Source organism: Salipiger sp. ABN3_019, assembly GCF_056158605.1.
Genome location: NZ_JBSWTP010000009.1, coordinates 1,920,677 through 1,940,160, shown reverse-complemented (window position 1 = coordinate 1,940,160; position 19,484 = coordinate 1,920,677). Strand labels below are relative to the sequence as shown.

Sequence of the window (19,484 nt, the reverse complement as noted above, 5' to 3'; positions counted from 1 at the left end):
TCGGGGCTGGAGCGATCAGCCCACCAGCCCCGACAGGTCCATGGCATCGCTGTCCTTCAGCGTCTTCAGTACGAAATCCGAGCGCACCTGCGAGATCTGCGGCATCTGCAGCAGCCGCTCGTGCAGGAAGGTCGAGAAGCTCTCGAGGTCGCGCGCGCGGACGTGCAGCACGTAATCGGCATCCCCCGACACCGAAAAGGCCGACTGGATCTCGGGCTGCCGGTCGATCCAACGCGAGAAATCGCTGTCGGTGGTCTTGTCGTGCACCCGCAGGTTCACCCGCACCACCACCCGGATCCCGAGCCCGAGCCGCCCCGCATCAAGCCGCGCGCGATAGCCCTCGATCACCCCTGCCGCCTCGAGCGCGGCGCGGCGGCGCGAGCATTGCGAGGGCGACAGGTTCACCACCTGCGACAGTTGCGCATTTGTCAGCGCGCCGTCACGCTGCAGCGCGTCGAGGATGAGACGGTCAAAACGGTCGAAGGCCACGGCGGGCAAACCTCATGCATTCATTTCAAGTCGGATACACATACCACGCGCTCTGAACGCAAACCATGCACGTTTTGCGCATCTCCTCAAATCGAAACGCATGCGATTGCACACAACGTGCAGCCTCCTCGCGCTATCCTGAGATCAGACAACAGGAGGCCGCAATGTTCGACACCACCCCCACCCATGTGCATCAGGCCATCGCTCAGGCGGTGCGGGATCACGGGATCGACACGATGTTCGGCCTGATGGGCGACGCAAATCTGTTCATCGCCGATCACTTCGTGCGCGGCTGTGGCGGGCGCTTCGTTCCGGCGGCGCATGAGGGCAGTTCGGTGCTGATGGCGCTGGCCTATGCGCATGTGGCGGGCCGCATCGGCGTCGCCACCGTCACCCATGGCCCGGCGCTGACCAATTGCGTCACCGCGCTGACCGAAGGCGCGCGCGGGCAGATCCCCATGGTACTGCTCGCCGGGGACACGCCGGTCGCCAACCCGCGCCACCTGCAGGGCATCGACCAGCGCGAGGTGGTGAAATCCACCGGCGCCGGCTTTGAACAGATGCGCTCGCCCGAGCTTGCGGTGCGCGACGTGGCGCGGGCCTTCTACCGCGCGCAGGTCGAGCGGCGGCCCATCGTGCTCAACATGCCCGCCGATTTCATGTGGCAGGATGCGCCCTATGCGCCCTGCGTGCTGGATGTGTTCGAGACCCGCAGCTTTGTGCCCGAGGGCGATGCGCTCGACGAGGCGATCGGGATGATCGCCAGCGCCCGCCGCCCGGTGATCCTTGCCGGGGCTGGCGCCTGCAGCGCGCGCGACCAGATCATTGCGCTCGCCGACCGGCTCGAAGCGCCACTGGCCGCCACGCTCAAGGCCAAGGGGCTGTTCCGCGGCCATCCGCACGACATGGACATCTTTGGCACGCTGAGCACGCCCGCCGCCTATGAGGTGATCGGCAAATCCGACTGTATCGTCAGCTTTGGCGCCGGGCTGCATGATTTCACCACCGACAAGGGCGCGCTGCTGAACGGCAAGCGGCTGGTGCAGATCGACAGCGACAGCCGGGCCATCGGCCGCAACGTGCATCCCGATGCGGGGCTCATCGCCGACGCCGGGCTGACGGCGGACAATATCGTGCACTGGCTCGATGAGGCAGAGATCCCCGCCAGCGGCTTCACCCGCGAGCTTGAGCCGGGCAGCCTGCGGCGCCATCCCCCGGCCCGCAGCACCAAGATGCCCGAAGGCTATGTGAACTACGTGGGCGCGCTCGACCGGCTGGAGCAGGCACTGCCGCAGGACCGCATCCTTGTCACCGACGGCGGGCGCTTCATGACCGAGGTCTGGTGCCGGGTATCCGCCCCCGATCCCCGCAGCTTTGTCGTCACCGCCAATTTCGGCGCCATCGGGCTTGGCCTGCAGGAGGCCATCGGCGCCGCGGTGGCGGCGCCCGAGCGGCCCGTGGTGCTGTTCTCCGGCGACGGCGGTTTCATGATGGGCGGGCTGGGCGAGTTCAACACCGCCGTGCGGCTGCGGCAGGACCTTATCGTGATCCTGTGCAACGACAGCGCCTATGGCGCCGAGCATATCCAGTTCATCGACCGCAAGATGGACCCGGGCCTGACGCAATTCGACTGGCCGAGCTTTGCCGAGGTTGCCACCTCGCTCGGCGGCAAGGGGCTGCTGGTGCAAAGCGAGGACGACCTGCAGACCGCCATCGACGCCATAGAGACCCGCGACCGCCCGCTGCTGATCGAACTGCGGCTCCATCCCAACGACGTGCCCCGGATGCGTCTCTGAGCGCAGGGCACCGCCGCAGCGCTTGACCTTCGGCGGCGCAGGGCGCAGGCATCCGGCGCCAGACCCCGGAGAGCCGCCATGTCCCGCCCGCCCCTCGTCATCTCGATCCAGAGCCAGGTCGTGCTTGGCCATGTGGGCAATTCCGCCGCGCTGTTTCCGATGCAGGCGGCGGGGCTCGAGGTGGCGGCGATCCCCACGGTGGTCTTTTCCAACACCCCCGATTACCCCACGCTGCGCGGCCGCGCCCTGCCCGCGGATTTCTTTGCCGAGCTGCTGCTCGGCGCCAAAGAGCGCGGCCTGCCAGAGCGCGCGGCCTATATCGTGTCGGGCTATATCGGATCGCCAGAGGTCGCTGAACTGACGGCGGGTTTCATCGCCGAGGCGAAGCGGCAGAACCCCGGCCTCACCTATCTGTGCGATCCGGTCATGGGGGATGCGGGACCGGGGCTTTACGTGCCCGGCAGCATCGCCGAGATCCACCGCGACCAGCTGCTGCCGCTGGCCGATCTCGCCACGCCCAACCCGTTCGAGCTGTCATGGCTCACCGGGCGCGAACTGCAGACCCTGGACGATCTGCGCGCCGCGCGGGCCGCGCTGCGGCTGGCCGAGGGCGCGCGCCTGATCACCACCGGCTGCGCGCTCGCGGACACGCCCGCGGGCCACATCGAAAGCGTCATCCTGAGCGGACCTGAGGTCACGCGTCACCCCGCCCCGCATCTGCCCATCGCGCTGCCCGGCACCGGAGACCTTTATGCCGGGCTGCTGACTGCGGCGCTGGCGCGCGGGCGCAGCCTGCCCGACGCTGTGGAGATGGCGCAGCAACTCACCGGACGTGCCCTGCAGCGCGCCGCCGCGCTTGGCGCCGGTGAGGTGGTGCTCAGCGATCCGGCACTGCGCAAGACCCTGCTGCAGTTGGAAAACGATTCAATTCTGCCCAATCCCTAGGCAACCTCCGGTGGCAGGCGCGCGACAGGTTGCGCGGAATTGCGCGGCAAGTCTGTTTCGAAACGCACCATGTCGCATCCAGCCCTCAGAATTGTCGCGAGCGCGATATTTCTACCCTCAGATTGTCGCGGATGATCCATGGCCTGCGTCGCATTTCTGCGGTGCGGCTCGGAGCGGAAGCGGCAGCGCGCACCACCGCGGAGGGCGGTGTCGCCTTCCGGGGCGCCCCCTTCTCCACCAGAGATCACGGGCCCCGCGCCCGGCCTACGGAGTTCGGCCATGACCGCTGACGCCAAGACCCTCGACCTGCTGAGCCGCCGCAAGCCCGGCCATTCGCTGCAGCAGGCCTTCTACACCGACCCCGAGATCTTCGCTCAGGACATGGAGCAGATCTGGTACCGCGACTGGCTCTTCGCCACACCGGTCGCCGCGCTGCCCAAGACCGGCAGCTATGTCACCCAGAAGGTCGGCCCCTACCGCGTGGTCATCGTCCGCGGCCCCGATGGCTCGATCCGCGCCTTCCACAACACCTGCCGCCACCGCGGCTCGGTGATCTGCAAGGCCGCCTCCGGTCAGGTCGCCAAGCTGGTCTGCCCCTACCACCAGTGGACCTACGAGCTTGACGGACGCCTGCTGTGGGCGCGCGACATGGGCAGCGATTTCGACGCCTCGTCGCATGGGCTGAAGCCGGTGCACTGCCGTGTGCTGTCGGGCCTCGTCTATATCTGCCTCGCCGATGAAGCACCCGATTTCGACGCCTTCGCCGCCATGGCCGAGCCCTTCCTCGCCGTGCACGACCTGAGCAACGCCAAGGTCGCGCATCAGTCGACCATCGTCGAGAACGGCAACTGGAAGCTGGTGTGGGAGAACAACCGCGAGTGCTATCACTGCGCCGGCAACCACCCGTCGCTGTGCCGCACCTACCCCGAGGATCCGACGATCACCGGCGTGTCGCAGGACGGCACCTTCCCGCCCATCGTCGAAAGCCACTTCAGCCGCCTTGAAGCCGCTGGTGCGCCCTCGCGTTTCCAGATGGGCGCCGATGGCCAGTACCGCCTTGCGCGCATGCCGCTGCTCGACGGGGCCGAAAGCTATACAATGAACGGCAAGATCGCGGTGCAAAAGCGCCTCGGCAGCATCCCGTTCAACGATGCGGGCACGCTGCTGAAGTTCCACTATCCGACCACCTGGAACCACTTCCTGTCGGATCATTCGATCACCTTCCGCGTCGTCCCGATCAGCCCGACCGAGACCGAGGTGCAGACCACCTGGCTCGTGCACAAGGATGCCGTCGAAGGCGTGGATTACGATCTGGAGAACCTCACCACCGTCTGGATCCACACCAACGACGAGGACCGTGTCGTGGTCGAGGACAACCAGCAGGGCATCAACTCGCCCGCCTATGAGCCCGGCCCCTATTCGGCCAGCCATGAGGATGGCGTGAACCAATTCGTCGACTGGTATTGCGACACGATGACCAAACGTCTCAGCCCCGCACGGATGGCAGCAGAATAATGGCGGCGGCAAACAACATGCCCTCCGCCGCCGTGCGCTATTGGAAAGATGACGAGATGCTGGAATGCGTCTCGGTCATCCCCGAGGCGCCGAATGTGTCGACCTTCTGTTTCGCGGCCCCGTCGGGCGCGCTGTTTGACTACCTGCCCGGCCAGTTCGTCACGCTGGAACTGCCGGTGCCGGGCGGGCCGCTGCACCGCACCTATACGATCTCGTCCTCGCCGTCGCGGGCGCTGTCGATCACCGTCACCGTGAAGGCGCAGCCGGATTCGATCGGCACGCGCTGGATGCTCGACAACCTGCGTCCGGGGATGCGGATCAAGGCGATCGGTCCGGCCGGGCACTTCACCTCGCATCACCACCCGGCCGAGAAGTATCTGTTCATCTCGGCGGGCTCGGGGATCACCCCGATGATGTCGATGGTCACCTATATGTATGATCTGGGGCGCATCCCGGATGTGGTGTTCATCAACTGCGCCAAGCGCCCGTCGGACATCGTGTTCCGCGAGCGGCTCGAGCATATCGCCAGCCGCATCGACGGCATCGAACTGCGCTGGGTGGTCGAGGAAGGCGACCGGTTCCACCCGTGGACCGGCTACAAGGGCATGTTCAACCAGCTGATGCTGGGCCTCACCGCGCCGGACTATCTGGAGCGCGAGGTGTTCTGCTGCGGCCCCGAGCCCTTCATGCAGGCGGTGCGCGAGGCGCTGCAGGGCCTTGGCTACGACATGGACCGCTACCATCAAGAGAGCTTCCAGCCCTCTCTGGCCAAGGAAGAGCAGGATGCGACCGAGGGCGATGTGGTGCCCGAGCACGACGTCTCTGCCGAGGTTACCTTCGCCTCCTCCGGCGTCACCCAGAGCTGCAAGGAGACCGATACGATCCTCGCCACCGCACGCTCGGCGGGTCTCAATATTCCCTCGGGCTGTACCTTCGGCGTCTGCGGCACCTGCAAGATCAAGAAGACCTCGGGTCAGGTCCACATGGTGCACAATGGCGGCATCACCGAAGAGGATATCGCCGACGGCTACGTGCTGGCCTGCTGCTCGCATCCCATCGGCAAGGTCGAAGTCGAGGCCTGAGCGCATTCAGACACGGACAAGGAAAAGGCCGTCGCGAGAGATCGCGGCGGCCCTTTTTGTCACTGCCCGAAGGGTGATCCACCCGAACTCAAGGCGAAGCCGCCGGGCGCGCGCGCCCGGCTATCGTTCGGGCTTACTCTGCCGCCACGGTCTTTACGCCGCCCGGCACGTAGTTGAGGATCGGCGCGAGCCAGCGCTCGACCTCCTCGACCGCCATGCCCTTGCGCACGGCGTAATCCTCGACCTGATCGCGCTCGACCTTCGCCACGCCGAAATAATAGCTCTCGGGATGGCCGATATAGAGCCCCGACACCGACGAACCCGGCCACATGGCATAGCTCTCGGTCAGTTCGACGCCGGTGGCATTGGTCGCATCAAGCAGTTCGAACAAGGTCGTCTTCTCGGTGTGGTCGGGCTGCGCGGGATAGCCCGGCGCGGGGCGGATGCCAGCGTATTTCTCGGCGATCAGTTCCTCGGGTGTGCAGGCCTCATCCGGCGCGTAGCCCCAAAGCTCGCGGCGCACCATCTCGTGCATGCGCTCGGCGAAGGCCTCGGCGAAACGGTCGGCCAGCGCTTTCACGAGGATCGACGAATAGTCGTCGTTCTTCGCCTCGAACTCCTTGGCGATGCGCTCTTCCTCGATGCCCGCGGTCACCACAAAGCCGCCGACGTAATCGGGCGTGCCCTCGGGCGCAACAAAATCCGACATCGCCACATTGGGCCGGTCGCCGCGCTTGGCGGTCTGCTGGCGCAGGGTGAAGAAGGTCGCCAGTTCCTCGGAGCGGGTCTCGTCCTTGTAGAGGCGAATGTCGTCGCCCACGGCGTTGGCGGGCCAGAAGCCGACCACGGCGCGCGGGTGGAACCACTTCTCGTCGATGATCTTCTTGAGCATCGCCTGCGCGTCGTCAAAGAGCGCGCGCGCCGCCTCGCCCTGCTTCTCGTCATCGAGGATCTTCGGATAGACGCCCTTCATCTCCCATGTCTGGAAGAACGGCGTCCAGTCGATGTAACGCGCCAGTTCGGCCAGATCCCAATCGTCAAAGGCCTTGGTGCCAAGGAAGCTCGGCGCGTGCTGCGGCTGGAAATCGAGTTTCAGCGCGTTGGCGCGGGCGTTCTCCAGCGGCAGGCGCTTCTTGGCCAGTTCGGCGCGGGCGTGCTTTTCGGCGACGTCGGCATATTCACTCTGCACATTCGCGACATACTCGGGCTTCTGCACCGGCGAGAGCAGCGACGAGACCACGCCCACGGCGCGCGAGGCGTCGTTGACATGCACCGCCTGCCCGGCGCCGTAGCGCGGGTAAATCTTCACCGCCGTGTGCACGCGGGAGGTGGTCGCGCCGCCGATCAGCAGCGGAATGTCGAAGCCCTCGCGCTCCATCTCCGAGGCCACATGCACCATCTCGTCGAGCGACGGGGTGATGAGGCCCGACAGGCCGATCACATCCACATTGCGCTCGCGCGCGGTGGCGAGGATCTTCTCCGCCGGGACCATGACGCCGAGGTCGATGATCTCGTAGTTGTTGCAGGCCAGCACGACGCCGACGATGTTTTTGCCGATGTCGTGTACGTCGCCCTTCACCGTGGCCATGAGCACCTTGCCAGCGCTCTCGCGGCCATCGCCGCCGTTCAGGCGCTTTTCCTCTTCCATGTAGGGCAGCAGCACCGCCACGGCCTGTTTCATCACGCGGGCGGATTTCACCACCTGCGGCAGGAACATCTTGCCCGCGCCAAAGAGATCGCCGACCACGTTCATCCCGGCCATGAGCGGCCCTTCGATGACGTGCAGCGGGCGCTCGGCGGCCTGCCGGGCTTCTTCGGTGTCGGCGTCGATGAACTCGGTGATGCCGTTGACCAGCGCATGCTCGAGCCGCTTCTCAACGGGCAGCTCGCGCCAGCTCATGTCCTTCTCGCGGCCCTTGGCGCCGCCCTGACCGCGATACTCCTCGGCCAGTTCCAGCATGTTCTCGGTGGCCGAGCCGCCGTTCGCGGGTTTGCGATTCAGCACCACATCCTCGCAGGCCTCGCGCAGCTTGGCGTCGATCTGGTCATAGACCGCCAATTGGCCCGCGTTGACGATGCCCATGTCCATGCCGTTCTGGATGGCATGATAGAGGAACACCGCGTGCATCGCCTCACGCACTGGCTCGTTGCCCCGGAACGAGAACGACAGGTTCGACACGCCGCCCGAGATGTGGACGTGCGGGCAGGTTTCGGTGATGCGCTTGGTGGCCTCGATGAAATCGACGCCGTAGTTGTCATGCTCCTCGATGCCGGTGGCGACGGCAAAGACGTTCGGATCGAAGATGATGTCCTCGGGCGGGAAGCCCACCTGCTCGGTCAGGATCTTATAGGCGCGCTGGCAGATCTCGACCTTGCGGTCCTCGGTGTCGGCTTGGCCCGTCTCGTCAAAGGCCATCACGACCACGGCAGCGCCATAGGCACGGCACAGACGCGCCTGATGCAGGAAGCTCTCTTCGCCTTCCTTCAGCGAGATCGAGTTGACGATGGACTTGCCCTGCACACATTGCAAGCCCGCCTCGATCACCTCCCATTTGGAGCTGTCGATCATGATCGGCACGCGGGCGATGTCGGGCTCGGCGGCGATGAGGTTGAGGAACTCGATCATCGCCTGCTTGGAGTTGATGAGCCCCTCATCCATGTTGATGTCGATCACCTGCGCGCCGTTCTCGACCTGATTGAGCGCGACCTCGAGCGCGGTGGCATAGTCGCCATTGGTGATCAGCTTGCGGAAGCGGGCGGAGCCGGTGACATTGGTCCGCTCTCCGACGTTGACGAAGGGGATCGCCTCGGTGAGCGTGAAGGGCTCCAGCCCCGAAAGGCGCATCTGCGGGATGTGCTCGGGGATCTCGCGCGGTGCGTACTCAGCCACGGCCCCCGCGATGGCGCGGATGTGGTCATAGGTCGAGCCGCAGCAGCCGCCAACGATGTTCACCAGCCCGTCGCGGGCAAAACCAGCGACCTGCTCGGCCATCTGCTCGGGAGTCTCGTCATATTCGCCCATCTCGTTGGGCAGGCCAGCGTTGGGATAGGCGCAAATCAGCGTGTCGGCCACCGACGAAAGCTCGGCAAGATGCGGGCGCATGGCATTGGCCCCAAGCGCGCAGTTCAGGCCAATGGTCAGCGGCGCGGCATGGCGCACCGAGTGCCAGAAGGCGGTGGGCGTCTGGCCCGAGAGCGTGCGGCCCGAAAGGTCGGTGATCGTGCCCGAGATCATCACCGGCAGCCGCTCGCCGCGCTCGGCGAACACTTCTTCGCAGGCAAAGATCGCGGCCTTGGCGTTCAGCGTGTCAAAGATCGTCTCGATCAGCAGGATGTCGATGCCGCCGTCGATCAGCGCCCGCGCCTGCTGGGCATAGGCCTCGCGCAGCTGGTCGAAGGTCACCGCGCGGTAGCCGGGGTTGTTCACGTCGGGGCTGATCGAGGCGGTGCGGTTGGTCGGCCCAAGCGCGCCAGCGACGAAGCGCGCGCGCCCGTCCTCGGCCTCGGCCCGGTCCATGGCCTTGCGCGCCAGCCGCGCGCCCTCGAAGTTGAGGTCATAGACCGCCGCCTGCATGTCGTAATCGGCCTGCGCGATGGTGGTCGACGAGAAGGTGTTGGTCTCGGCGATATCGGCGCCCGCCATGGCGTATTGGTAGTGGATCTCCTCGATCGCCTCGGGGCGGGTGAGGTTGAGGATGTCGTTGTTGCCCTGCTGCGGCTTGTCGCTGGAATGCGGCAGGTGGCAGGTGCAGGCGCCGCCGCCGCAGCCTTGGAAGTCGCCCTCCGACAGGCCCAGCTTCTGGATCTGCGTGCCCATGGCACCGTCGAGGATGAGGATGCGCTCGCGCGCGGCCGCCTCGAGACGGTCGAAGACGGGGGAGCGGGTCGGGATGGAAGCGGACATGACGGACTCCGGGCCAGAGGTGGCAAGCATTGGTTGCGCCGTCTCTAGCGATCTCGGGCGGTGAAGGCCATCTCATATTAATCATCGTTTATATGAAGACGGCTCAAGCGGCGGCCAAAAGCCTCTCAAGGCTTTTGCAAATCTCTTTGAAGAGATTTGCCCGGCCGCAACGCAAAGGGGCGGACCTTTCGGCCCGCCCCTCGCTGTCTCTCACCGGACCGATTAGTTCGGGATCAGGTCGGGCACGATGGTGACGATCCCCGGCGCGAACCACAGCAGCGCAAGACCGGCCACCTGGATCAGCACGAAGGGCAGCACCCCGCGGTAGATATGCCCCGTCGTCACCGAGCTTGGCGCCACGCCGCGCAGGTAGAACAGCGCGAAGCCGAAAGGCGGCGTCAGGAACGAGGTCTGCAGGTTCACCGCGATCATGATGGTCACCCATTTGGGATCGAAGCTGCCGCCATAGATCACCGGCCCGACAATCGGCACCACGATGTAGATGATCTCGAGGAAGTCGAGCACGAAGCCGAGGATGAACAGCACCAGCATGACGATCAGGAAGACCTTATGCTCGTCATCGAAGCTGCGCAGGAAGCTCTGGATGTAGTGCTCGCCGCCAAAGGAGATCACCACGAGGTTGAGCAGCTGCGAGGCCACGAGGATGGTGAACACCATCGAGGTCACCTTGGCCGTCTCGCGCACCGCCGGGGTCAGCACCCCCGCTTTGAACAGCACCCAGCAGGCAAAGAGCAGACCAAAGAGCGCGTAGAGATAGGCCGCCTGTGCCACCATGAAGGCGATCCAGGTTTCGGCGCCCGCGCCCTCGGTGCCGACGCGCAGGTCGAAGTTCACCCCGATGAGGATCATGATCGCCACCGCGAAGGTGGACATCAGGATGATCTTCGGCGAGCGCCCCTCTTCGCCCAGCTTGCGGTAGGCCGCCAGCATGATGGCACCGGCCGCGCCGAGCGCCGCGGCGGGCGTCGGGTTGGTGATGCCGCCGAGGATCGAGCCCAGCACGGCGACGATCAGCACCAGCGGCGGGAAGACCACGCGGATGAGATCGTTCTGCGCAAGGCGCGCTGCCGCGTGCTTGCAGCCCCAGAGCGCGATGGCCCATGGGATGAGCATCATCAGCACGGTGGCGAGCGGCGAGGTGCTGGGCGAGATGAAGAGCACATCCACCAGCAGACCAAGCGCCAGACCGCCTGCCCCGATCAGCAGCGGCTTCGGCTCGGACGAGGGCGAGACCGCCCGTGCCCATGCCAGCACGATGCCCAGCAGCACGGCGATCACCGCGATGCCGGTGCCGATCGGCGCGGCATTGGCGATCTTTTCGGCGCGCAGGGTCTCGATCTCTTCGGCGCTCAGACGGTGCGATTGCTCGACCCCACCAGCTTCGTCGATAGCCTGCTGTTCGGCCACCGCCGCATCCCATGCCGCCTGACCGTGCAGGTCGATCATCGACGCCTTGCACTCTTCACCGACGTTGGTGCGCAGCGAGGCCATCTGGCCGCTGTCCGAGAAGCTGTCGACCTGCGTCGACTGCGAGCCGACGATGCCGATCTGCCCCAGTACCAGCGTGCCGGCGATGATCAGCGCCGGAACGCCGAGGTACCAGGTGAAGGCCTCGCCGCGGGTCACCGGCTCGCTGGTGGACCCTTCAAGCTGCACCGGCGGTGCGGACTGCGGACGGAACATGGCAAAGCCGAAGGCATAAAGCGCGTAGAGCACCGCCAGCAGAATGCCCGGCAGCAGCGCCGCCTGGAACAGCGTGCCAACGGAAACCACCGCAGGCTCGCCCAGCAGCGTCAGCGCGTCGGTACAGCCCGCAAGCTGCGCGCGGTCTTCCTGCGCCGTGGCGTAGAGGTCACCGGCCAGCGTGCCCAGCAGAACGATCACGATCGACGGCGGGATGATCTGGCCCAGCGTGCCCGACGCGGCGATGACGCCGGTCGCCAGCTCGGGCGAGTAGTTGTTGCGCAGCATGGTCGGCAGGGCCAGCAGGCCCATGGTCACCACCGTTGCGCCGACGATGCCGGTGGAGGCCGCGAGGAACGCGCCCACCACCACGATCGACACCGCAAGGCCGCCCGGCAGCGGTCCGAAGACGCGCGCCATGGTGGTCAGCAGGTCGTTGGCGATCTTCGAGCGTTCCAGCACGATGCCCATCATCACGAACATCAGCACGGCCAGCAGCGTCTCGATGGACTGGCCCGCGATGACCCGCTCGTTGATGCGGTTGACGATGAACGACACGTTGCGGTCAAGCGCCACTTCCCAGCCGCGATCAAAGACCGGCATCGCGTAGCGCGGCAGGTCCGGATAACGGAAGATGGAAATGGCGTCCTCGCGCACGCCGCTTGCGACCAGCGCACGATAGGCGTCAGAGCCCGTGTCGATGGCCTGATGGATCAGCAGCCCCGCGCTGTCGAGCGCGGCGATGATGCCAAAGGAGATGACCCCCGCGCCGCCGATGGCGAAGGCCACCGGGAAGCCCGAAAGGATCGAGGAAAAGAGCGTGAGAAAGACGATGATCAGGCCGATCTCGACGCCATCGAGTCCGAATAGCATTTACCTATGTCCCTCTCAGAATTCCGCGTGGTCGTAGGCTTCTTCGCCCTGCTCGACCTTGTCGTGATCGTGGTATTTGCCGTCGCTCTCCGGGCCCTCTTTCCATTCGAGGTAGGAGCGCCAGAAGAAGGTGACCCCCTGCAGGAAGATGAAGCCGCACATCAGCACGATCAGGATCTTGAACAGGAAGTAGGCGGAAAAGCCGTTGGGGCTGAAGCCGATGGTCTCGACGTTCCAGCGCAGCGCCCGGGCCTTCATCACCAGCCGCTCGAGGCCTTCGGAGGCCGAGGGCTTGGGCACGATCAGGTGCCGCCACAGGAAGAACCACGAGTAAAGCCACATCAGCGTGGCCATCGGCATCATGAAGAACAGGCTGCCGAACATGTCGATGATCTTCTTGGTGGAGTATTTCACCGGCGAGTAGACCAGATCGACGCGCACATGCCCGCCCTGCACGAAGGTGTAGGCAAGGCAGAGCGCCACGACGATGGCGTTATAGAGCTTGAGCTCTTCGGACCACCAGCTGACGTCGAAGGTCACCGGAACGCCAAAGCCGAACGACAGGTCCGGCCGGGCGAAAACGCGCTGCACGAGGATGATGATCACCTGCTGCAGCACCATGATGAGACCGGCCCATGCGGCGACGCGCCCGACGGTGTTGTGGAAGGCTTCGAGCCCGCGCACCATGCCCCACATGAAGCTGTTGCGCCAAATTCCGATCGCCGTGAGCACGAGGAACGTGGTGAGCACGACAAAGAAGAACTCTGCCGATGCGCCGTAATAGACGAAGCGCATCACCGCCTCGTTGTCCGCCCAGTTCAGCCAGCTTGACGGATGCGTCAGTGCGTAGCCGAAATTCCAGAAGGACATGGCGATATTGCCGAAGAACCAGGCCAGCGCGTCCAGTATCGCACTGAACGCCCCACCCGAGGCTGTCTCTTCCATGACCGGTGCCCCCTTTTCTTATCTTGTTGGATGCCGCCCCCGGACCTGCGAAATTGCGGTCCCGGACGGGGCGATGTCTTGAAGCAGCGACGCCCCCGCGTGAAGCGGGGGCGCGTTTTGCGGTATGCGTGGGATCAAAGACCCATGACGCGGTTACGCTGTGCCGAGAACGAGCCTTCCGAGCGGCTGATCCACTGTGCCGAGGAGCGCAGCGAGGTGTTGAAGCTCTCAAAGCACTTGGCATAGAGCTCGTCGCCCATGGGCTCTTCCATGACTTCCTTGGCCGCGGCGCCGAAGGCATCCCAGACGCTGTCGGGGAATTCCATCAGCTTCACGCCGCCGGACTGCAGGCGCTGCAGCGCTGCCGAGTTGTTGGCCATGAACAGCGACATGGTCCACAGGTTCGACGCGCGCGCCACCTGACGGACGATCTCCTGATGACCTGCGCTCAGGCCCTCGAACACGTCGAGGTTCATGGTCAGGTTCAGGTTCGGACCCGGCTCGTGGAAACCGGCGGTGTAGTAAATCTTGGTGATTTCCTGGAAACCGGCCTTCTCGTCGGCCCACGGACCGATCCACTCGGTGCCGTCGATCGCGCCCGAGGACAGCGCCTGATACACTTCCGCGCCCGGCAGGTTCTGCACCGATGCGCCGAGCTTGCCCAGCACCTGGCCGCCCTGGCCCGGCATACGGAACTTCAGGCCCTGGAAGTCTTCCGGCGAGTTGATCTCTTTCGAGAACCAGCCGCCCGACTGCGGGCCGGTGTTGCCCGACGGGAAGGCCTTGAGGCCGAAGATCGAGTAGAGTTCGTCGCAGAGCGCCTCGCCGCCATCATGGTAGAACCAGTTGGCATATTCCATGAAGTTCATGCCGAAGGGCACCTGGCTGAAGAACGACAGCGCCGGGTGCTGGCCGAGGAAGTAGTAGTCCACGCCATGGTACATGTCGGCCTGACCGGCGGACACCGCGTCGAACACCTCGAAGGCGCCCACGAGCTCGCCCGCGGCCTTCAGCTCGACGGTCAGCTGGCCATCTGTGGCCGCAGTGATCTGGTCGGCGCAATATTGCGCGCTGTCATGCACACCGGCAAGGCCGCGGCCCCAGGTGGTGACCATGGTGAGGGTACGCTTGCCCTGCGCATAGGCCGGAGCGGCAAGCGCAGACGCGGCAGCAGCGGCACCACCAGCGGTGGACGCCCTCAGAAAGGAACGACGATCCATTTAAATCCTCCCATAGATTATCAGGCGCGGGCCATCTCCTCATGTCCTCGCGCGGATCGTTACAGTTCGGGCAGACTAAGACAGGTGCGCGCGCAAACGAAATACCCAGCACTACGTAAATCGCGACATAAAATTGCCGATTACGCAGCGAAACGGCAGCTTCCCCTTGCCTTCCGTTGCGGAATTTCTAGGGAAAAATCGCCTTCCGGCTTCCCTCAAGGCCGAATCGTGGCGTAACTGGAACAAGATGCGCGCGCTCATGCAGAAATTCAGCCTCAGCTACGGACAGAAGCTCTTTCTTCTGGCCTCGGTGCCGCTGATCCTCGCCTGCGCCGCCATCGCGCTGCTGGTGGCCTATCAGTCGCGGATGCTGGCCGAGCGTGAAATTCGCCAGCTCGAAACCGAACTTCTGGAAGCCAAGAAGCAGGAGCTGCGCAACTACGTCACGCAGGCGCGCAACGGGTTCTACTTCATCTATGGTGCCGCCGCCCCCGACGACGAGGCCGCCAAGACGCAGGTCGCGCAGATCCTCGCAGCGATGATCTACGGCGAGGACGGCTCGTTCTTCGTCTACGACTACGACGGCACCAATCTGGTCTCGCCGCGCCGCACCGACATGATCGGCAAGAACTGGTCGGGGCTGGCCGACAGCGCGGGCACGCCGATCGTTGATCCGATGATCGAGATCGCCCGGCAGGGTTCGGGCTATCACTCGTTTCTCTGGCCCAAACCCTCGACCGGCGAAGAGGCCGAGATGATCGCCTTCGTGCTGGGCTTTCAGGACTGGCAATGGGCGGTGGGCACCGGCGTCTGGATCGACGACGTGCTGGCCACGGTCAGCGCCAGCCGCACCGAGGTGCAGGCCCGCATCCGCCGCACCTTCCTTTATATCGGCGGGATCACCCTTGGCGCGCTGCTGATGGTGTTCCTCTCGGGGCTGGCGATGAACCTGCGCGAACGGCGGCTGGCGGACGCCAAGCTCAAGGAACTGACGCAGCGGGTGTTTGACGCGCAGGAGGACGAGCGCCGCCGCGTCGCGCGCGAGTTGCACGACGGCATCAGCCAAATCCTCGTCGGGGTGAAATACGCGCTCGACATCACCCGCCGCCGCCTCAGCCAGAACGACCCGCGCGCCATGGATACGCTGGGCCGCGGCACCGAGGCGCTTTCGGGAGCCATCCAGGAGGTGCGCCGGATCAGCCGCGACCTGCGCCCCGGCGTGCTCGACGATCTCGGTCTCGGCCCCGCCCTGCGCGCACTCATCGACGATTTCGAGGCCCGCACCGGCATCACCAGCCGCCTCGAGACGGTGGTCTTCCGCAACCGCGTCGATCAGGAGGGCCGGATCGCCCTCTACCGCATCGCGCAGGAGGCGCTGACCAATATCGAGCGCCACTCCGGCGCCACCTCGGTCACCATGGACCTGCGCGGTCATCGCCGCGGCGCCACGCTCCGGATCGAGGACAATGGCCACGGCATCGACCCCGAGAAGGCGCGCGGCCAGCGCGGCATCGGCCTGCGCAATATGCAGGAGCGCATGGATCAGCTTGGCGGAAGCTTGCGGATCTTGTCCTCGAAATCTGGCACGGTTATCGAAGCGCAGATCCCGCTGTCCCACCTCCTGCCACCCGAAGACGGCGCAACCACTTCCAGCAGCAAGGCGTCCGCATGACACAGCCCATCCCCCAGCACGCGCAGGGCGCAGAGCCCACCAAAGTGGTGATCGTCGACGATCACCCGCTCGTCGCCGAAGGGATCGAGGCGCTGCTCGACAGCTATGACGACATTGCCGTGCTGGCCACGGTCTCGGACGGGCAGATCATGATCGACCGGCTCGACGAGCTGTCGCCGGATGTGATCCTGATGGATCTCAACATGCCCGGCCTCGGCGGGCTTTCGGCCACCGAGATGATCCTCGAACGCCGCCCCGAGACGCGCATCCTCATCCTGTCGATGCATGACACCCCGCAATATATCACCACCGCGCTCGGCCATGGCGCCTCGGGCTATGTGCTGAAGGATGTGCCGACCGAAGAGATCAAGACCGCCATCGACACGGTGATGCGCGGCGAGCGCTATCTCTGCACCGGTGCCGAGGGCGCTTTGGCGCCGGTGATGTCGGGCGGGCGCGAACAGCTGACCAACCGCGAGCAGACCATTCTGCTGCAGCTGGCGCAGGGCAAATCCAACAAGGAAGTGGCGCAGGCGCTGGATATCTCGGTGCGCACGGTCGAGACGCACCGCAAGAACATCAAGCGCAAGCTCGGCATCAGCTCCACCGCCGGGCTCACCCGCTACGCGCTGGAACATGGTGTGCTGCAGGGCACCGGCGTCAACAGCTGAGCGCCCCCGCCCTCGTTCCTCTTGGCAAAAATATCCCGGGGAGTCCGCGTCAGCGGACGGGGCAGCGCCCCGAAAGCCGCCACCGCCAGACCGCGCTCAGATCAGCTTGCCGATCTTCGCCACCGCGTCTTCGGCCTCTCCGAACATGGCGGGCAGCAGCTGCGGGACATGCACGGTCTCGATCGCGGCCTCTTCGGCGGCGTGATGGGTCTGGATGCTGGACAGCGCTTGGGTCAGGACGAGCAGCCCCACCAGCGCGACGGCCTTCAGCGCGCCAAAGTCGCGCGCCCGGCGATAGAACCTGTGATGATGCGCCATGTTTCCCTCCTGCGCATAAGTAAACCCTCCAGTTCAGTATTCCACGCAGGTGCCGCACGCACAATTCACGTTGACGCGCGGTCTCGTGTCATGCGCGAGTCGTGGCGCACAGCAGGCCAAAACTGGCGCAATGTTTCGTAAAAGATCATTCACACCCACATCACGCGCAACAAAAGTAAATTTTTCTCGCGCCGCACGCAGTTTTTCTGTGGCGTTAGGTGTTGACGCCCCCTGCCCCTCCGCCTATGGTCCGGCCCACGCACGAAGGGAGTCTGCGGATTATGGGCCTACTTGTAATCATTGTAGAGACATGGCGCATGGGCCGGTAATCGGAACCATAATGGACCCCCATGCGCCCCCGAAATCCTCGGGGGCTTTTTTGTGCGCGACAGAAATTAAGTGAATGACGTCTGGAACGGAGACCGCGATGACACGTCAGATGACCGGAGCGAAGATGGTGGTTCAGGCCCTGAAGGATCAGGGTGTGGACACGGTATTCGGCTATCCCGGTGGCGCGGTGCTACCGATTTATGACGAGATCTTTCAGCAAAACGACATCCGCCACATCCTCGTGCGGCATGAGCAGGGCGCGATCCACGCTGCCGAAGGCTATGCCCGCTCGACCGGCAAGCCGGGTGTGGCGCTGGTGACCTCCGGCCCCGGCGCGACCAACGCCGTGACCGGCCTGACCGATGCGCTGCTGGATTCGATCCCGATCATCGTCCTTTCGGGTCAGGTGCCCACCTTCATGATCGGCTCGGACGCCTTTCAGGAGGCCGATACCGTCGGCATTACCCGTCCCTGCACCAAGCACAACTGGCTGGTGAAAGAGACCGACAAACTGTCGGCCACCATCCATCAGGGCTTTCACGTGGCGACCTCGGGCCGCCCCGGCCCAGTGCTGATCGACATTCCCAAAGATGTGCAGTTCGCCACCGGCACCTATACCGCCAAGCCGCAGGCACCGGTCGGCCACTACCAGCCGCAGGTGAAGGGCGATATCGAGACGATCACTCAGTTGGTCGAGGCCATTGAGACCGCCGAGAAACCGGTGTTCTACACCGGCGGCGGCGTGATCAACTCGGGCCCTGCCGCGAGCCAGTTGCTGCGCGAGATCGTCGAGGCCACCGGCTTCCCGATCACCTCAACGCTCATGGGTCTTGGCGCCTACCCGGCGTCGGGCAAGGCGTGGCTGGGGATGCTCGGCATGCATGGTCTTTACGAGGCCAACCTCGCGATGCACGGCTGCGATCTGATGATCAACATCGGCGCACGCTTCGACGACCGGATCACCGGGCGCCTCGATGCCTTCTCACCGCGCTCGAAGAAGGCGCATATCGACATCGATCCCTCGTCGATCAACAAGGTGATCAAGGCCGATATCCCGATCGTCGGCGACGTGGGCCATGTGCTCGAGGACGTGCTGAAGATCTGGAAGGCGCGCGGCCGCAAGGTGAACCGCGAGGCCATCGCCAAATGGTGGCGTCAGATCGAAGAGTGGAAGAAGGTCGAATGCCTGACCTACAAGAACTCCGAGACCACGATCAAACCGCAGTACGCGCTGCAGCGGCTCGAGGCGCTGACCAAGAGCCATGACCGCTATATCGCCACCGAAGTGGGCCAGCACCAGATGTGGGCGGCGCAGTTCCTCGGCTTCGAGGATCCCAACCGCTGGATGACCTCGGGCGGCCTTGGCACCATGGGCTACGGCTTCCCCGCCTCGATCGGCGTGCAGGTCGCCCATCCCGATGCGCTGGTGATCAACGTGGCGGGCGAGGCGTCTTGGCTGATGAACATGCAGGAGATGGGCACCGCGGTGCAGTTCAACCTGCCGGTGAAGCAGTTCATCCTCAACAACGAGCGGCTCGGCATGGTGCGCCAGTGGCAGCAGCTGCTGCACGGCGAGCGCTATTCGCAAAGCTGGTCCGAGGCGCTGCCCGATTTCGTCAAGCTGGCCGAGGCCTTCGGGGCCAAGGGCATTATCTGCAAGGATCCCGCCGATCTCGACGACGCGATCATGGAGATGATCAACTACGACGGGCCGGTGATCTTCGACTGCCTCGTCGAGAAGCACGAGAACTGCTTCCCGATGATCCCGTCGGGCGAGCCGCACAACAAGATGCTGCTGGGCGACGCACAGGCGACCAACGCCATCGCCGGCAAGGGCGCGGTGCTGGTCTGAGCCTTCAGCGGACGGGGCTGCCCCGTCCGCCCCCACCCCACGCATGTTCCGCAGCGCCGGTCAGAGGAGGAAGCCGGATGATCTTTGCCGCCATCACTTCGGCCAGCCACCCAGCCCGCCAATGCGACGCATCCCTTGCGTGCGCCCTGCCGCTGCGGGCAAGAAAAA

General features: G+C 64.9%; 13 protein-coding genes. 7 read left to right on the top strand and 6 right to left on the bottom strand.

Annotation, left to right across the window (positions count from 1 at the left end; translation table 11 throughout):
* Positions 1 to 15 precede the first annotated feature (15 nt).
* Positions 16 to 489, bottom strand: a complete 474-nt coding sequence (locus tag ACXAD2_RS17525; RefSeq protein ID WP_224900240.1) for an Lrp/AsnC family transcriptional regulator — start codon at positions 487 to 489, stop codon at positions 16 to 18.
* A gap of 164 nt (positions 490 to 653) precedes the next feature.
* Between ACXAD2_RS17525 and ACXAD2_RS17520 the strand changes: the two genes are divergently transcribed.
* The 4 genes from ACXAD2_RS17520 to ACXAD2_RS17505 all read left to right on the top strand — a co-directional run bounded on the left by ACXAD2_RS17520 (position 654) and on the right by ACXAD2_RS17505 (position 5,827).
* Complete coding sequence (locus ACXAD2_RS17520) at positions 654 to 2,285, top strand: thiamine pyrophosphate-binding protein (protein ID WP_475172325.1); 1,632 nt, start codon at positions 654 to 656, stop codon at positions 2,283 to 2,285.
* A gap of 78 nt (positions 2,286 to 2,363) precedes the next feature.
* Positions 2,364 to 3,230, top strand: coding sequence for a pyridoxal kinase (pdxY, locus tag ACXAD2_RS17515; RefSeq protein ID WP_475172323.1), 867 nt, complete (start codon positions 2,364 to 2,366; stop codon positions 3,228 to 3,230).
* A gap of 279 nt (positions 3,231 to 3,509) precedes the next feature.
* On the top strand, positions 3,510 to 4,745 hold the full coding sequence (locus ACXAD2_RS17510) for an aromatic ring-hydroxylating oxygenase subunit alpha (protein WP_475172318.1): 1,236 nt from the start codon (positions 3,510 to 3,512) through the stop codon (positions 4,743 to 4,745).
* A gap of 17 nt (positions 4,746 to 4,762) precedes the next feature.
* Positions 4,763 to 5,827 carry an FAD-binding oxidoreductase gene (locus tag ACXAD2_RS17505; RefSeq protein ID WP_157373873.1) on the top strand — a complete coding sequence of 355 codons (1,065 nt, stop codon included), beginning with the start codon at positions 4,763 to 4,765 and terminating at the stop codon, positions 5,825 to 5,827.
* A gap of 133 nt (positions 5,828 to 5,960) precedes the next feature.
* Here ACXAD2_RS17505 and metH read toward each other — a convergent pair whose 3' ends face one another.
* From metH to ACXAD2_RS17485, 4 genes are all read right to left on the bottom strand, one after another.
* Positions 5,961 to 9,731, bottom strand: coding sequence for a methionine synthase (metH, locus tag ACXAD2_RS17500; RefSeq protein ID WP_475172311.1), 3,771 nt, complete (start codon positions 9,729 to 9,731; stop codon positions 5,961 to 5,963).
* 222 nt (positions 9,732 to 9,953) lie between these two features.
* Positions 9,954 to 12,308 carry a TRAP transporter large permease gene (locus ACXAD2_RS17495; protein ID WP_475172305.1) on the bottom strand — a complete coding sequence of 785 codons (2,355 nt, stop codon included), beginning with the start codon at positions 12,306 to 12,308 and terminating at the stop codon, positions 9,954 to 9,956.
* Positions 12,309 to 12,323: 15 nt separating this feature from the next.
* The gene (locus ACXAD2_RS17490; protein ID WP_475172302.1) at positions 12,324 to 13,253 is read right to left on the bottom strand and encodes a TRAP transporter small permease subunit; all 930 of its coding nucleotides are present in this window, start codon (positions 13,251 to 13,253) and stop codon (positions 12,324 to 12,326) included.
* A gap of 134 nt (positions 13,254 to 13,387) precedes the next feature.
* Positions 13,388 to 14,473: a TRAP transporter substrate-binding protein gene (locus ACXAD2_RS17485; RefSeq protein WP_475172300.1), complete on the bottom strand. Its 1,086-nt coding sequence runs from the start codon at positions 14,471 to 14,473 to the stop codon at positions 13,388 to 13,390.
* A gap of 259 nt (positions 14,474 to 14,732) precedes the next feature.
* Here ACXAD2_RS17485 and ACXAD2_RS17480 point away from each other — a divergent pair, with 259 nt between their 5' ends.
* Both ACXAD2_RS17480 and ACXAD2_RS17475 read left to right on the top strand, forming a co-directional pair.
* Positions 14,733 to 16,145 carry a cache domain-containing protein gene (locus ACXAD2_RS17480; protein ID WP_475172296.1) on the top strand — a complete coding sequence of 471 codons (1,413 nt, stop codon included), beginning with the start codon at positions 14,733 to 14,735 and terminating at the stop codon, positions 16,143 to 16,145.
* A complete protein-coding gene (locus ACXAD2_RS17475; RefSeq protein WP_164181981.1) occupies positions 16,142 to 16,816 on the top strand; it encodes a response regulator transcription factor in 675 nt (224 codons plus the stop codon). Before ACXAD2_RS17480 ends, ACXAD2_RS17475 begins: the two co-directional genes overlap by 4 nt.
* A gap of 96 nt (positions 16,817 to 16,912) precedes the next feature.
* Here ACXAD2_RS17475 and ACXAD2_RS17470 read toward each other — a convergent pair whose 3' ends face one another.
* Entirely contained in the window at positions 16,913 to 17,134 is a 222-nt protein-coding gene (locus ACXAD2_RS17470) for a hypothetical protein (RefSeq protein ID WP_475172288.1), read from the bottom strand.
* Between the two features lie 427 nt (positions 17,135 to 17,561).
* Here ACXAD2_RS17470 and ACXAD2_RS17465 point away from each other — a divergent pair, with 427 nt between their 5' ends.
* A complete protein-coding gene (locus ACXAD2_RS17465; RefSeq protein WP_475172285.1) occupies positions 17,562 to 19,316 on the top strand; it encodes an acetolactate synthase 3 large subunit in 1,755 nt (584 codons plus the stop codon).
* Positions 19,317 to 19,484 lie beyond the last annotated feature (168 nt).